We start from the raw sequence: 15,087 nt of genomic DNA on the forward strand, positions 1-15,087 counted from the left end.
TGAATAATAATTTGACCGTCATGTTGTTTTTCTCGCATTTGTAGCCGCGGCATCATCAGTTCATGCCGGAAATAAGTTTGTGGCCGGTCGCAAACCGGCACGGGAGGAAAATATGAAGTTTGTTTCCAAGGCTCTGGTCGCGGCTGCGGCTGTGGCAACTCTCATGTCCGGTGCCGTTATGGCGCAGGACAAGGGCACCATCGGCATCGCCATGCCGACCAAATCCTCGGCCCGCTGGATCTCCGACGGCAACTCCATGGTCGAGCAGTTCACCGAAGCCGGTTACACCACCGACTTGCAGTATGCCGAAGACGACATTCCGAACCAGCTGGCCCAGATCGAAAACATGATCACCAAGGGCGCCGATGTGCTCGTGATCGCGGCAATCGACGGCACCACGCTTTCCAATGCACTCGAAAATGCCGCTGCTGCCGGCATCAAGGTCATCGCTTATGACCGGCTGATCCGCGACAGCGGCGATGTCGACTATTACGCGACCTTCGACAATTTCAAGGTGGGTGTTCAGCAGGCAACGTCGCTGGTCGGCGGCCTGAAGGAACGCTTCGGCGACGGCCCGTACAATGTTGAATTGTTTGGCGGTTCTCCGGACGACAACAACGCCTATTTCTTCTACGATGGCGCAATGTCCGTTCTCCAGCCGCTGATCGATGACGGTACCATCATCATCCAGTCCGGTCAGACGGGCATGGACACGGTCGGCACACTGCGCTGGGACGGCGCTGTCGCCCAGGCCCGTATGGATAACCTGCTGTCCGCCCATTACACCGACAAGACGCTACATGGCGCATTGAGCCCCTACGATGGCCTGTCCATCGGCATCCTGTCGTCGCTGAAGGGCGTCGGTTACGGCTCCGGCGACCAGAAAATGCCGATCGTCACCGGCCAGGACGCGGAAGTTCCGTCCGTGAAGTCCATCCTTGCCGGCGAACAGTATTCCACGGTCTTCAAGGACACCCGCGAACTTGCCCGTGTCACGGTCGGCATGGTCGACGCGCTGCTGGAAGGCGGCGAGCCGGAAATCAACGACACCAAGACCTACAACAACGGTGTCAAGATCGTGCCGTCCTACCTGCTGGAGCCGGTCGCGGTCGATGCGAGCAACTGGGAAGAAATCCTGATCGGCAGCGGTTACTACACGGCTGACCAGGTCAAATAAACAAGAGCTCCCAAGCAGCACCTCCCGCCCGCAGACCCGGTCCTTCCTTCATTTCCGTGCAGACCCGGAAATGAGGGAAGCCGACCGAGTTCGGAACCACCGGACTTGCGGGCGGATCTTTTTCGGAATTCGGAGACCGGGGGCCATGGCACTCCTTTCCATGCAGAACATCAGCAAGACCTTTCCGGGCGTGAAAGCGCTGGACCGGGTCAGTCTCGATGTTCAAAAGGGCGAAATCCATGCAGTCGTCGGTGAGAACGGCGCGGGAAAATCAACGCTCATGAAAATCCTGTCGGGGGTTTATGCCCACGGCGACTATGACGGCGACATTCTGTTCGACGGCAAGCCGGCCCGGTTTGCCGGTATTTCGGACAGCGAGAAACAGGGCATCATCATCATCCACCAGGAACTGGCCCTCGTGCCGCAACTCTCCATCGCGGAGAATATTTTCCTGGGCAATGAATGCGCATCGAACGGTGTGATCGACTGGCGCCGGACCAACCAGTTCACCGAAGAACTCCTCGCCAAGGTCGGGCTGGTGGAAGCTCCGACGACCAAGGTCGACAACATCGGCGTGGGCAAGCAGCAGCTCGTCGAAATCGCCAAGGCGCTCTCCAAGGACGTCAAGCTGCTCATTCTGGACGAACCGACCGCCGCGCTGCAGGAAAACGACAGCCGCAAGCTGCTCGACCTCATGCTGGAACTGAAGGCGCAGGGTGTTACCTGCATCATCATTTCCCACAAGCTCAACGAGGTCCGTTATGTGGCCGACAGCGTGACCGTCATTCGCGACGGCATGACGGTGTCCAAGCTGGACGCCAGCAAGGGTCTCAGCGAGGACGAGATTGTCCGCGACATGGTCGGCCGGGACATGACCCACCGCTTCCCGGACCACAAGCGCACGCCCGGAAAAGTGCTTCTGGAAGTTGAGGGCTGGAATGTCTGGCATCCCGAGCATGCCGAGCGCCAGGTCATCCGCAACGCCTCGTTCAATGTGCGCGCCGGGGAAGTCGTGGGGATCGCGGGCCTGATGGGCTCCGGCCGGACCGAGCTCGCCATGTCCATCTTCGGCCGCTCCTATGGCCGCAACATATCCGGCGAAGTCAGGCTGAACGGCAAGACGGTGGATGTCAGCTCGGTGGACAGGGCGATTGACGCCGGGATTTCCTATGTGACGGAAGACCGCAAGGCCCTCGGGCTCGTGCTCGACGAAACCATCCGGTTCAACACCACACTTGCCAATTTGGAGGGCGTTTCCTCCGGCTCCGTGCTGAAGCGCAACGAGGAAACGAAGGTCGCCGAAAGATACCGCAAGGCGCTGGCGATCCGGACCCCGTCGGTGTTCCAGAAAACGGTCAATCTGTCCGGCGGGAACCAGCAAAAGGTGGTGCTGGCGAAATGGCTGTTCACCGCACCGGAAGTCCTGATCCTGGACGAGCCGACGAGAGGCATCGATGTCGGCGCGAAATACGAAATCTATTCCATCATCAACGACCTCGCCGCCGAAGGGAAGGGCGTGGTCATGATCTCGTCGGAAATGCCGGAACTCCTCGGCATGTGCGACCGGATCTACGTCATGAATGAAGGGGCTCTTGTCGGCGAACTTGCCGCCGGCGATGCGAGCCAGGAGCGCATCATGTCGCTCATCGTCAACGAATGAAAGAGTGAACCCCATGGAAGTGGCTGAAAGCGATACCAATGCGGCGCCGGCGGTAAGGTCCAAAGGCATCGGTGCGTATATTTCCGCGAACCTTCGGCAATACGGCCTGCTTTTCGCGCTGATCGCGGTGATGGTGTTTTTCCAGATCGTGACCGACGGCACGTTGCTGCGTGCCGTCAACGTCACCAATCTGCTTTTGCAGAATTCCTACATCATCATCATGGCGCTGGGCATGCTGGTCGTCATCGTCTCCGGCAATATCGACCTGTCGGTCGGTTCGGTGATGGGCTTCATCGGCGCCCTGGCCGCCGTGTTGATCGTCGAACTCAACCAGCCGGTCATCCTCACGATCCTCATCTGCCTGGTCACGGGAGGTCTTATCGGCGCGGCCCAGGGGTATTGGGTCGCCTACTGGAAGATCCCGTCCTTCATCGTGACGCTAGCCGGCATGCTGGTGTTCCGCGGCCTGTCGCTGTGGCTTCTGGAAGGCCAGTCGGTCGGCCCGTTCCCGAAAGAGTTCCAGTTGATCGCAACCGGCTTCGTTCCGGATATCTTCCCCACTGGTCTGGGGGCATGGCTCGCGGAGTTTTTCGGCGCCCGCAAGGTGAATGTCCTGGCGCTGGTGACGGGCATTGCCGCTGCCGCGCTGGTTGTCTGGATCGGTCTGCGCCAGCGGGCCCAGAACAAGGCCTATGGCATCGAGGACGAGCCGAAAAGTTTCTTCATCGCCCGCACAGCCATCATCGCCACGGCGCTGATCTTCGTCATGTACAAGCTCTCCCTGTTCCGGGGCATGCCGAATGTGCTGATCACCATGGGTGTCCTGACGGTGATCTATGCCTTCATCACCGAGACCACGACAGTCGGGCGGCGGATCTACGCGCTGGGCGGCAACCAGAAGGCCGCCAAGCTGTCCGGCATCAAGACTGAGCGGCTTACGTTCCTGGCCTTCGCGAACATGGGTGTTCTGGCGGCCGCTGCCGGTCTCGTCTTCGCGGCCCGTCTCAACACTGCAACACCAAAGGCCGGTTTCGCGCTTGAACTGGACGTGATCGCCGCGGTCTTCATCGGCGGGGCGTCGATGTCGGGCGGGGTCGGGACAATCGTCGGCGCGGTGGTCGGGGCCTTCCTGATGGGCGTGCTCAACAACGGCATGTCGATCATGGGCATCGGCATCGATTACCAGCAGATGATCAAGGGCCTGGTGCTGCTCGCAGCCGTGATTTTCGACGTCTACAACAAGAACAAGCAGGGATAAGAGGATGCTGATTTCCCAGATACTGGACGACGGCGGCAATCAGGCCGTTGTCATTCGCAATGGTAGCGAAGCCTGCATCCTGAAAGGCGTGGGCTCGACCTATGATCTCGTCCGCGAAGCAATCGGCAAAGGCCAGAGCCTGGCGGAATGCATCCGCGGTCATGAACTTGGCAAGGCGGTCGATCTGGAAAAGCTGGCCGAGGAAAAACGCCTCCTGCTGCCGATCACCCATCCCGATAGCGCCCATCTGCATCTGACGGGCACCGGTCTCACCCATCTGGGATCCGCAGCGACGCGCGATGCCATGCACGCCAAGGCCGGCGCCGGTGACGAAGAGGCCAATATTTCCGACTCCATGAAGATTTTCCGCATGGGGCTTGAAGGCGGACGGCCCGAAGGCGGGAAGGTCGGCGTGCAGCCGGAATGGTTCTACAAGGGAAACGGCACCTGTGCCGTCGCGCCGGGCGGCGATCTGGTCAGCCCCGGTTTTTGCGAGGACGGCGGCGAGGAACCGGAAATCGCCGGTATCTACATCATAGCCGATGACGGGACGCCTTTCCGGATCGGTTTTGCGCTTGCCAACGAGTTTTCCGATCACGTGATGGAGCGGCAGAACTATCTCTTCCTGGCCCATTCCAAGCTGCGTCCGGCATCCTTCGGTCCCGAACTGCTGGTCGGAGCCCTGCCGGAGAACGTCAACGGAACCAGCCGCATTCGCCGGGATGGCAAGGTATTGTGGGAAAAGCCGTTCGTGTCGGGCGAGGCGAACATGTCCCACACGCTGGCCAATCTGGAACACCACCATTTCAAATATGATGTCTTCCGCCAGCCGGGCGACATTCACGTTCACATGTTCGGCACGGCGACGCTGTCCTTTGCCGACGGCATTTCCTGCAAGGAAGGGGATGAAGTGGAGATTTCCGCGCCGGGCTTCGGCGTCGCGCTCCGCAATCGCCTGACTTTCCAGCCTGCGGAGACAGCGGCCACGCAAGTGAAGGTTCTTTAGATCATGAGCTTCAAACCCGCGAAATGGCCGCGCAAGCTGCGGTCGGCCGAATGGTTCGGCGGCACCAGCCGCGACCACATCTATCATCGCAGCTGGATGAAGAACCAGGGCCTGCCGGACGACCTTTTTGACGGCCGCCCGGTGATCGGCATCTGCAACACCTGGTCCCAGCTCACACCCTGCAACGCGCATCTGAGGGACCTGGCCGAGCGGGTCAAACACGGCATTTACGAAGCGGGTGGATTTCCCCTCGAGTTTCCCGTCTTCTCGACCGGCGAAAGCACACTGCGTCCCACCGCAATGATGTTCCGCAACCTCGCCAGCATGGATGTGGAGGAAGCCCTTCGGGGAACCCCGCTCGATGGGGTTGTGCTTCTGGTCGGCTGCGACAAGACAACCCCGTCGCTTCTCATGGGCGCGGCCTCCGTCGACCTGCCGTCCATCGTGGTCACCGGCGGTCCGATGCTCAATGGCTGGTTCCAGGGCGAGCGCGTCGGCTCGGGCACCCACCTGTGGAAGTTCTCCGAAGCGGTCAAGGCCGGCGAGATGACACAGGAGGAGTTCCTGGAAGCGGAAGCGGCCATGAGCCGGTCACCAGGCTCCTGCAACACCATGGGCACGGCGTCCACCATGGCCTCCATGGCCGAGGCGCTCGGCATGGCGCTGTCCGGCAACGCGGCCATACCCGCCGTCGACAGCCGCCGCCGCGTCATGGCGCATCTCTCCGGCCGCCGGATCGTGCAGATGGTGAAGGACGACCTCAAGCCGTCGGACATCCTGACCCGGGAGGCATTTGAAAACGCCATCCGCACCAACGGTGCCATCGGCGGATCGACCAACGCCGTGATCCATCTGCTGGCGATTGCCGGCCGGGTGGGGGTGGACCTGTCGCTGGAGGACTGGGACAAGCTCGGACGGGATGTTCCGACCGTCGTCAATCTGATGCCCTCCGGCAAATACCTGATGGAGGAGTTCTTCTATGCCGGCGGATTGCCGGTGGTGATCAAGCGTCTTGGCGAAGCGGGCATGCTCAACAAGGACGCGATTACCGTGGCGGGTGATACGGTCTGGGATCAGGTGAAGAACGCCCGGAACTGGAACGAGGATGTCATTCTGCCCGTCGAGAAGGCCCTGACGCAGCAAGGCGGCATTGCCGTATTGAAAGGCAATCTGGCGCCTCACGGAGCGGTTCTGAAACCCTCGGCGGCTTCACCGCATCTTCTGCAGCATCGGGGCAGGGCGGTCGTCTTTGAAGATATCGACGACTACAAGGCCCGTATCGAAGACGATGCGCTCGACATCGACGAAACCTGCATCATGGTGCTCAAGAACTGCGGGCCCAAGGGCTATCCGGGCATGTCCGAGGTCGGCAACATGGGGCTGCCGCCGAAGGTGCTGAAGAAAGGCATCACTGACATGGTGCGGATCTCCGACGCGCGCATGTCGGGCACGGCCTATGGCACGGTCGTCCTGCACACGTCGCCGGAAGCTGCCGCCGGCGGCCCCCTGGCCGTGGTGCGCACGGGGGACATGATCGAACTGGACGTTCCGAACCGGAAGCTTCACCTGGAGATTTCGGAAGAGGAGCTTGCCCTGAGGCTTGACGAGTGGACGCCCTCCCACCACGTACCGGACAGTGGCTACGCACGTCTGTTCCACGATCATGTTCAAGGTGCCGACACCGGCGCCGATTTCGACTTCCTGAAAGGATGCCGCGGGTCCGCGGTACCAAAGGACTCTCATTGATGGCTGAAAAACTGGCGCTGGTGGGTATCGGAAAGATTGCCCGGGACCAGCATATTCCCGCGATTACGGCAAATCCCGACTGGTCTCTCGAGGCGGCGGTCAGTCGCAATTCCGCTGTCGAGGGCGTGGAGCATTTCGAGTCGATGGACGCGCTGCTGGAAACCCGCCCGGACATCACCACTGTGTCGCTCGCAATCCCGCCACAGCCTCGCTTTGCCTATGCCGCCGCAGCGCTCAAGGCCGGCAGGAATGTCATGCTGGAAAAGCCTCCGGGCCAGAGCCTTGCCGAATGTTATGCGCTTGAAGCGCTGGCGAAGGAAAACGGCGTGACGATCTTCGCGACCTGGCATTCGCGCCATGCCGATTGCGTTCCGGATCTGAAAGCCTGGCTGGCGGAGCGGCCCCTGAAAAAGCTGGAAATCACCTGGAAAGAAGATGTCCGCCGCTGGCATCCGGGTCAGGAGTGGATCTGGGAACCGGGCGGGATGGGGGTCTTCGATCCGGGCATCAACGCGCTCTCGATCCTGACGGAAATTCTGCCCTATCCGGTGCACCTGTCGGGTGCGACGCTGGAGGTCCCGGAAAACCGCGACACACCGATTGCCGCCCGGCTCGATTTCGTGGATCCGTCCGGTGCTCGGATGACCGCCGATTTCGACTGGCGGCAGGAAGGCCCACAGACCTGGAATATCGAAATCGAGACGGATCGCGGCAGTGCCAGCCTGTCGCTCGGCGGTGAACGGCTGGAGATTGACGGAAAACTCGTCAAACAGGGCGCAAATCATGAATATGCGAACCTTTATGCGCGCATGGCGGCCTTGGTAAAAGCCGGCGAAAGCGATATGGATCTCTCACCCATGATTCACGTCTGTGACGCCTTTTCCCTTGGAAAGCGGGTCGTCACCGCACCGTTCCACTATTGATACCCTATTGAAACCGGAAGGTTTGACATGACTTTTATGCCGCACGGAAAACAGCTCATCGCGGGCGAATGGTCCACGAGCGAAAAGACTTTCAGCTCCCAGCCGGCGCACGGCCAGTCCTTCAACTTCTCCTCCGGAACCGTGAAGGACGTCGATGCGGCCTGCAAGGCTGCCGAAGAGGCCTTCTGGAGCTACGGCTATTCCTCCAGCGAGGAACGGGCGAAGTTCCTGAATGCGATCGCCGATGAAATCGAGGCGCGCGCGGAAGCGATCACGGCCATCGGTACCTCGGAGACCGGCCTTCCCGAAGCACGCCTTCAGGGTGAGCGCGGACGCACCACCGGTCAGTTGCGCCTGTTCGCCAGCCATATCCTGAAAGGCGATTATCTGGATATGCGTCACGACGAGGCGCTGCCGGACCGCCAGCCTCTGCCGCGTCCGGACCTGAAACTCGTCCAGCGGCCGATCGGCCCAGTCGCCGTCTTCGGCGCTTCCAATTTCCCGCTCGCTTTTTCCACCGCCGGCGGCGACACGGCATCGGCTCTGGCAGCCGGCTGTCCGGTCGTGGTGCGTGGCCATCCGGCGCATCCTGGAACCGGTGAAATCGTTGCCGAAGCCATCGCGGCTGCCGTGAAATCCTGCGGACTGCATCCCGGCGTATTCTCCTTCATCCAGGGCAACGGCTATGACGTCGGCCAGGCTCTGGTCCAGCATCCGCTGATCACTGCCGTCGGTTTCACCGGCTCGTTGCGCGGCGGACGCGCGCTGTTCGATCTGTGTGCACAGCGTCCGGTGCCGATCCCGTTCTTCGGAGAGCTTGGCTCGGTCAATCCGATGTTCGTTCTTCCCGTCGCCCTGGGGGCTCGCGGCGAAGCAATCGCCAAGGGCTGGGCAGGGTCGCTGACCATGGGGGCAGGGCAGTTCTGCACCAATCCGGGCATCGTGCTCGTCATCGACGGACCGGATGCGGACGCTTTCCTCAACACCGCCAAGAGTGCGCTGTCGGAAATCGGCGCACAGACCATGCTTACCGACGGTATCGCCGAGGCTTTCCGCTTCGGGAGCCGCAAGGTGTCCGGCTCGACCGGTGTCCGCGAGCTGATCGGAACCTCATGCGAAACCCGGGAAGCAGCACCCTATCTCTTTGAGACCACCGGCGAAGCGTGGCTGGCCGACGAAGAACTTGGCGAGGAGGTCTTCGGTCCCCTCGGCATCGTTGTGCGCGTCAAGGACGAAGCGCAACTCCTGCAGATCGCCAGGGGTCTGGAGGGACAGCTCACCTGCACGCTGCAGATGGATGACGGCGACACGGACCTCGCCCGGCGTCTGATGCCTGTCCTGGAACGCAAGGCCGGCCGTGTGCTCGCCAATGCCTTTCCGACCGGTGTTGAAGTGGCGGATGCGATGGTTCATGGCGGACCTTATCCGGCGTCCACCAATTTTGGTGCGACCTCGGTCGGAACCCTTGCCATCCGCCGCTTCCTGCGCCCGGTATGCTACCAGAACATCCCGGACGCGCTCCTGCCGACGCGCTGATCGGGAAAAGAGCGGGCTGACGCTCTGCAGCCGGTTCGAAAAAACACCAAAACCATCCTGAAGGCTTTCTTCAGGATGGTTTTTTGTTGCCGGAAGATGAGCGGAAATGACACGTTCATCCCGGTTTCTCATTGGGTCGGGATCGCGTGTTATCTGCCGATTTCGGTGCCCGAGAGTATGATCTTATGGGGTCGTACCCTAGATCAGCTTGATGCCCGATGTGGTCAGAAGGCCGTCGAGTGCGGTCGTGGCCGGGGCGCTGGCGGCCAGAAGATCGACCTCGCTGAGATGGCAGAGTTCGAACAGGCTTTTCACACCGATCTTGTCTGACGTGAGCATGAGGATCGATTTGTCGGCCTGCTGCATGGCCGCCTGCACCCTCTTGACCTCGAACAGGTCGTTGTCGGCCAGCCGCCCGCTATCATCCAGGCCGGAAACGGCGATGATGGCGTAGTCGAACCGGAACTGCTTCATGAAGTCGTCGTTGTGGGGGCCGACGATCGCGCCATCTTCCTGCCGGACAATCCCTCCGGGGATGGCGACGGTAATATCGTCCCGATCCAGAAAATGCGCCGCGATGCGAATGCTGTAGGTGGTGACGCGCAAGTTCTTGCGTGCCAGAAGCGCCTCAGCGGCCGCTTCCGACGTGGTGCCGTGGTCGAGAAACACCGAAGCGCCATCCTTCACGAAATTCGCAGCCTTCAGGGCAACGGAGGTCTTTTCGCTGGATGCGATGCGAAGACGCTTTGAATAGTCGCCCTTGGCGATGGGCTGGACAAGCGTGATGCCCCCATGAGTGCGCCGGATATTGGGCTGTTCCTCAAGCGCCTGAAAGTCCCGGCGGATCGTCTGCTCGGACACGTCCAGCGACTTCGCGATCTCCGAGAGGCTCAGATAGCCTTCTTCGGCGACCAGCTTCAGCAGAGCATCCCTACGCTGCTGTTTCTTTCTCATTGCATCTCACACCCGCGCTTTTCCGTCTGTTTCCCTTAGACAGTTTGCCTCTTCAATTCAATCGGGGGAGGCTTTCAGCCCCAAATGTCATCAAAACAGAAAATGTAAGCTTTCCTACTTTTATTGTAAGAAAAATTCCATAAACTGTCCTCTGCCGGGTGCCGTCGGAGAAATGTGCGCCGCGGCCAAACCTTGAGGAGGGTGAAATGAAAAATACAGTTCTCGCAGGCGTTCTGGCTGCCTTGTTGCCGACGGCTGCACTTGCAGGCGAAATCACGGTTTACACGGCTTACGAAGAAGATGAAGCGGCAGCGTTTCTGGAGCTGGCCAAACAGGCGATGCCTGATATTGAAGTGAACATGCTGCGTTTGTCGACGGGCGATCTTGCCGCCCGCATCATCGCGGAAAAGGGCAACCCCCAGCATGACGTGATCTGGGGCTTTGCCGCCTCAACCATCGTCAATCCGGAGATTGCCGACACCCTGGAGGCTTATGCGGCCAATGGCGTCGACGCGATTCCGGCGGCGTTCCGGGACGGAGACAACATGTGGTTCGCCGTTACCGGCTACATGGCGGCTTTCTGCGTCAACACGGAACGTGTCGAGAAGCTCGGTCTGGACGTGCCGAAATCATGGGCCGATCTTGTCGACCCGAAATACAAGGGTGAAGTGGTGATGCCGAACCCGGCCTCGTCCGGCACCGGCTACATCCAGGTCAGCTCGATCCTGCAGATGAAGGGCGAGGACGAAGGCTGGTCTTTCCTGGATCAGTTGGATGGCAATATCGCCCAATACATCAAGTCGGGTTCCAAACCCTGCAACGCGGCGGCCGCGGGCGAATATGCCGTAGGGGCCTCGTTCGACATGCGGGCAATCAAGAACATCGAGGAAGGGTTCCCGATGGTCATGGTCATCCCGGCCGAGGGCGCCGGCAATGAGCTGGAAGCCAACGCACTGGTCGCCTCGTCGAAGAACAAGGAAGACGCGCGCCGCTTCCTGGACTGGACTTTGACGCCGGAAGCGGTCAACGCCTATTACGACTGGAAAGCCATCGTCACCGTGCCGGGCGGGTCCTTGCCGGAGCGTTTCAGGTCCGCAGGAATGCCGGAAGACACCAACAGCATCCTTTACCCGACTGACTTTCAGGCCGCGGGCAAGGACCGGGACCGGATCATCTCCGAGTGGCAGCGCCGCTACGAGAACTGATCGGAACCAGGGTTCCGGGTGTGACTTGTCAGGATCGAACCGCTTTTCCGCATTCGTGCGGATAAGCGGGGCATTGATCCTGACCGGCCATGCCGGGATCTCCCCTCGGATGCTGGCGCGCGAGGGCGCCTTCACAACGACTTCCGGAAATCGCATGGGATGAATTGATGGCTTTGCAGATTGAAGGACTGACCAAATCCTTCGGGAAGGTCAAGGCGCTGAGCGACCTGACGCTGACGATCCCGGAATCGAGCTTCACCTGTTTCCTCGGGCCATCGGGATGCGGCAAGACGACCTTGCTGCGCGTGATCGCCGGACTGGAAGTCGCCGAGGAGGGCTCCATCCGGTTGTCGGACCGGGACATGTCCAGGACGCCGCCGGCCGAGCGCAATTTCGGCATGGTATTCCAGTCCTATTCGCTGTTCCCGAACCTGACTGCGCTTCAAAACGTGCTCTACGGCCTGGAATGCCGGGGATGGGCGAAACCGGAACGCACCAGCCGAGCGATGGAAATGCTCGATCTGGTGCAGCTTGCCGACCAGGCACACAAGCTGCCCTCGCAAATGTCCGGGGGGCAGCAGCAGCGGGTTGCCATCGCCCGCGCCCTTGCTCCCCGTCCCACCTTGCTGTTGCTGGACGAACCCCTGTCGGCGCTCGACGCCAATGTCCGGGCAGAGCTGCGCGGCGAGTTCCGCAGCATCCAGAAGGAACTGGCCATCACCACCATCATGGTCACCCACGACCAGAGCGAAGCGCTGGAAATGGCGGACCGGATCGTCGTCCTCAACGGCGGGCGGATCGAACAGGTCGGATCGCCGTTCGAGATCTACACACATCCGAAGAACCGCTTCGTGGCCGATTTCATCGGCAATTTCAACGTGATGCAGGTGGGAGTTGCCGCTAACGGCGCGATCGAATTCGGCTCGCAGACCCTGACTGCCGGACCGGACGCCGAAGGCATGGATCTTCTCGGCATCAGGCCGGAGGCAATCAGCATCTCCCCGGAACCGCTCGATATGGGCAATGCCCTTTTCGGCGAGGTCACCAAGGTCAGGTTTCTCGGCAACATCCAGGTCCTGACTGTGCGACCGGACTGCGCGCCGGACCAGCCGCTCGACGTCCAATTGCACGGACCTGAGTATATTCCGCAGCCACGCGACCGCGTCTGTCTGAATTTCGGCGCAGAATCGCTCTGCGGGTTGAGCCAATGACGGACCAGGCCGTTGCACCCACACCGCCGGTCCGTCGCTTCAGGATCGGCGACCGTTCGTTTGCGCTGGTGGTGTCCATCGCCGTTCTGGTCATGATGATCCTGTTTCTCGTCATACCGGTGGCCAGCATCCTGTTGCGCAGCTTTGTCGGTGAGACCGGGTGGGGCCTGGAAAACTACACCGAAACCCTGCAGTCCGGGCGTGTCTGGGAACTTGTCGGCAACAGTCTCGCCGTTGCCGTCCTGACAACGATACTCTCGCTCAGTCTCGCCTATACCTACGCTTACGCCATCCAGCGCACGCATGTCGTCTTCAAGGGGTTCTTGCGTCTGGTGGTAATGACACCGCTGTTCGCGCCCTCGCTGGTGCAGGCCCAGGGGTTGATCTTCCTGTTCGGCCGCAATGGCGCCTTCAACCGGTTCCTCGGTTTCGATTTCGATATCTACGGCTTCTGGGGCATTGTCCTGGCGGACGTGCTTTACACCTTCCCCTATGCCTTCCTGATCCTGTCTGCGGCCCTGGCCGCATCCGATGCGCGGCTCTACGAGGGAGCTGTGGTGATGGGAGCAAAGCCATTCCGCATCTTCCGGACCATCACGCTGCCTTCGACCCGCTACGGCATTGCCGCGGCAGGCTTTGTCGTCTTCTCGCTGACGATCACGGATTTCGGCAACGCCATCGTCATCGGCGGCGACTTCAACGTGCTTGCGACCGAGATCTACAACAAGGTCATCGGTCAGGGGAAATTCGGTCTCGGCGCGGTGATCGGCGTGTTGCTGCTGGCACCCGCGGTGATCTCCAAACTGCTGGAGCGCAGGATCGCGAAGCGGCAGCACGCGTTGATTACCGACCAGTCCAAACCGCTGACTGTCCGTGACAACCGCCGTCGGGATCTGGTCTTCGGTCTTTACACATATGCCGTCGCCTGTGTCTTCATGGCCGTGCCGCTGATCGTGCTTCTGGCCAGCCTTGTGAAGCTCTGGCCGTACAATCTGGCTTTCTCCCTGAAGCACTATTCCTTCGATGTTCAAAACGGGGCGCAGCCGTTGTGGAACTCGATAGGCGTTGCCTTCGCGACCGCGATCTTTGGCGTCATTCTGGTGACGGTCGCTGCGATCGTCTCCCAGAAATTCCGCACGCCCCTGCGAGGTCCGATCTCTTTCCTTGCCATTCTGCCGACCTCCATCCCCGGCATGGTGCTGGGCCTCGGATACGTCCTGGCGTTCAACAGTACGGCAAACCCGCTCAACGTCCTCTACGGGACGTTCCCCCTGATCGTGCTGCTCTACGTCTATTACAACCACGCCCAGGGGTTTTTGATCGCGACCACGTCGCTAAAGCAGATCAGCGCCACTTTCGACGAAGCGTCGACCATGCTCGGCGGCAGCCAGCTGCGCACCCTGTTCCGGGTGACGTTGCCGATCCTGTGGCCGACGCTCTTCGGGGTCGGGGTGTTTTTCTTCATGCGGGCAATGGTGTCGCTTTCCGCCGTGATCTTCCTGATCACACCGCAGACACAGGTCGCGGCTGTCTCGGTGTTGCAGCTATCCGACAGGGGCGCCAACAACCAGGCGGCGGCGTTCTCCGTCTGCATCATGCTGATCGTGCTCGGCGCACTGCTCCTCGCACGGTGCGTCCTCTGGCTGGCCGGCGCGCGGCATGTCTCTCTGATCAGGTAGGTACGTATGAACCGTCCGGACATTCGAGGCGTCCTTTTCGACAAGGACGGAACCCTGCTGCACTTCGAGGAAAGCTGGGGGCGCACCAACCGGAGGGCTGCGCTGCTGGCCGCAGGCGGGGAACAGGGGCTTGCTCAGCAACTGCTTGTGACTGCCGGAGTCGATCCGGACACAGGCAAGACCCGAAGCGGCAGCGTGCTCGCCGCTGGCAACAGTTCGGAAATCGCGGAACTCTGGGCTGCAGTCGGAGCCCGGTTGCCGGAGACCCAGCTGGTGGCAGAACTCGATGTCCTCTTCGGCTCATCCATGCAGACGGCATCGGCCATAGAAGGCACGGCCAGCCTGCTTGAAATGCTGAAGGCCAGGGGTCTGATACTGGGCGTTGCCAGCAGCGACAGCGAGGCGGCGATCCGTATCTTTCTTCAGACAACGGGGCTGGCGCATCACTTCGACTTCGTCACCGGTTATGACACGGGGCATGGCCACAAGCCGTCACCGGGAATGCTCGACGCCTTCTGCCGCTCCTGCGATCTGGCATCCGCGTCCGTCGCCGTCGTCGGTGACAATCCGCAGGACATCCTGATGGCCCGTGAGGGCCGTGCGGGTCTGGCCATCGGCGTGTTGACGGGCACGGGGTCCGAGGAAGAGCTGAAATCCCTGGCCGACGTGGTCCTGGCCGATATCACCGGCCTGACGGCTCTGTTCGGTCTCACGGCGGTGGGATAGATAACC

The 15,087-nt window shown here is 61.0% G+C and carries 12 protein-coding genes; 11 read left to right on the forward strand and 1 reads right to left on the reverse strand.

Annotated elements, in window-relative coordinates; translation table 11 throughout:
* Positions 1 to 112: 112 nt before the first annotated feature.
* The 7 genes from chvE (at position 113) to Q1B40_RS06770 (ending at position 9,306) form a co-directional block, all read left to right on the forward strand.
* On the forward strand, positions 113 to 1,177 hold the full coding sequence (gene chvE, locus Q1B40_RS06740) for a multiple monosaccharide ABC transporter substrate-binding protein (RefSeq protein WP_299811698.1): 1,065 nt from the start codon (positions 113 to 115) through the stop codon (positions 1,175 to 1,177).
* A gap of 145 nt (positions 1,178 to 1,322) precedes the next feature.
* Positions 1,323 to 2,837, forward strand: coding sequence for a multiple monosaccharide ABC transporter ATP-binding protein (mmsA, locus tag Q1B40_RS06745; RefSeq protein WP_299811700.1), 1,515 nt, complete (start codon positions 1,323 to 1,325; stop codon positions 2,835 to 2,837).
* Positions 2,838 to 2,850: 13 nt separating this feature from the next.
* On the forward strand, positions 2,851 to 4,095 hold the full coding sequence (gene mmsB / locus Q1B40_RS06750; protein WP_299811702.1) for a multiple monosaccharide ABC transporter permease: 1,245 nt from the start codon (positions 2,851 to 2,853) through the stop codon (positions 4,093 to 4,095).
* 4 nt (positions 4,096 to 4,099) lie between these two features.
* Positions 4,100 to 5,101, forward strand: a complete 1,002-nt coding sequence (gene araD1, locus Q1B40_RS06755; protein ID WP_299811704.1) for an AraD1 family protein — start codon at positions 4,100 to 4,102, stop codon at positions 5,099 to 5,101.
* A gap of 3 nt (positions 5,102 to 5,104) precedes the next feature.
* Complete coding sequence (araD, locus tag Q1B40_RS06760; RefSeq protein ID WP_299811706.1) at positions 5,105 to 6,847, forward strand: L-arabinonate dehydratase; 1,743 nt, start codon at positions 5,105 to 5,107, stop codon at positions 6,845 to 6,847.
* A complete protein-coding gene (locus Q1B40_RS06765) occupies positions 6,847 to 7,770 on the forward strand; it encodes a Gfo/Idh/MocA family oxidoreductase (RefSeq protein ID WP_299811708.1) in 924 nt (307 codons plus the stop codon). Before araD ends, Q1B40_RS06765 begins: the two co-directional genes overlap by 1 nt.
* Before the next feature lie 27 nt (positions 7,771 to 7,797).
* Entirely contained in the window at positions 7,798 to 9,306 is a 1,509-nt protein-coding gene (locus Q1B40_RS06770) for an aldehyde dehydrogenase (NADP(+)) (protein ID WP_299811710.1), read from the forward strand.
* Between the two features lie 198 nt (positions 9,307 to 9,504).
* On the opposite strand, the gene Q1B40_RS06775 is transcribed toward Q1B40_RS06770, so the two are convergent.
* Positions 9,505 to 10,260 (reverse strand): DeoR/GlpR family DNA-binding transcription regulator, encoded by a 756-nt coding sequence (locus Q1B40_RS06775; RefSeq protein ID WP_299811712.1) that lies wholly within the window; start codon positions 10,258 to 10,260, stop codon positions 9,505 to 9,507.
* A 206-nt stretch (positions 10,261 to 10,466) separates the two neighbouring features.
* Here Q1B40_RS06775 and Q1B40_RS06780 point away from each other — a divergent pair, with 206 nt between their 5' ends.
* The 4 genes from Q1B40_RS06780 (at position 10,467) to Q1B40_RS06795 (ending at position 15,081) form a co-directional block, all read left to right on the forward strand.
* Positions 10,467 to 11,465, forward strand: a complete 999-nt coding sequence (locus tag Q1B40_RS06780) for an ABC transporter substrate-binding protein (protein WP_299811714.1) — start codon at positions 10,467 to 10,469, stop codon at positions 11,463 to 11,465.
* Positions 11,466 to 11,632: 167 nt separating this feature from the next.
* Positions 11,633 to 12,676: an ABC transporter ATP-binding protein gene (locus Q1B40_RS06785; protein ID WP_299811716.1), complete on the forward strand. Its 1,044-nt coding sequence runs from the start codon at positions 11,633 to 11,635 to the stop codon at positions 12,674 to 12,676.
* Complete coding sequence (locus Q1B40_RS06790; protein ID WP_299811718.1) at positions 12,673 to 14,355, forward strand: ABC transporter permease subunit; 1,683 nt, start codon at positions 12,673 to 12,675, stop codon at positions 14,353 to 14,355. Before Q1B40_RS06785 ends, Q1B40_RS06790 begins: the two co-directional genes overlap by 4 nt.
* A gap of 6 nt (positions 14,356 to 14,361) precedes the next feature.
* Positions 14,362 to 15,081 (forward strand): HAD family hydrolase, encoded by a 720-nt coding sequence (locus tag Q1B40_RS06795; protein WP_299811720.1) that lies wholly within the window; start codon positions 14,362 to 14,364, stop codon positions 15,079 to 15,081.
* Positions 15,082 to 15,087: the final 6 nt, after the last annotated feature.

Source organism: uncultured Roseibium sp. (genome assembly GCF_947496995.1).
Lineage (GTDB): Bacteria > Pseudomonadota > Alphaproteobacteria > Rhizobiales > Stappiaceae > Roseibium.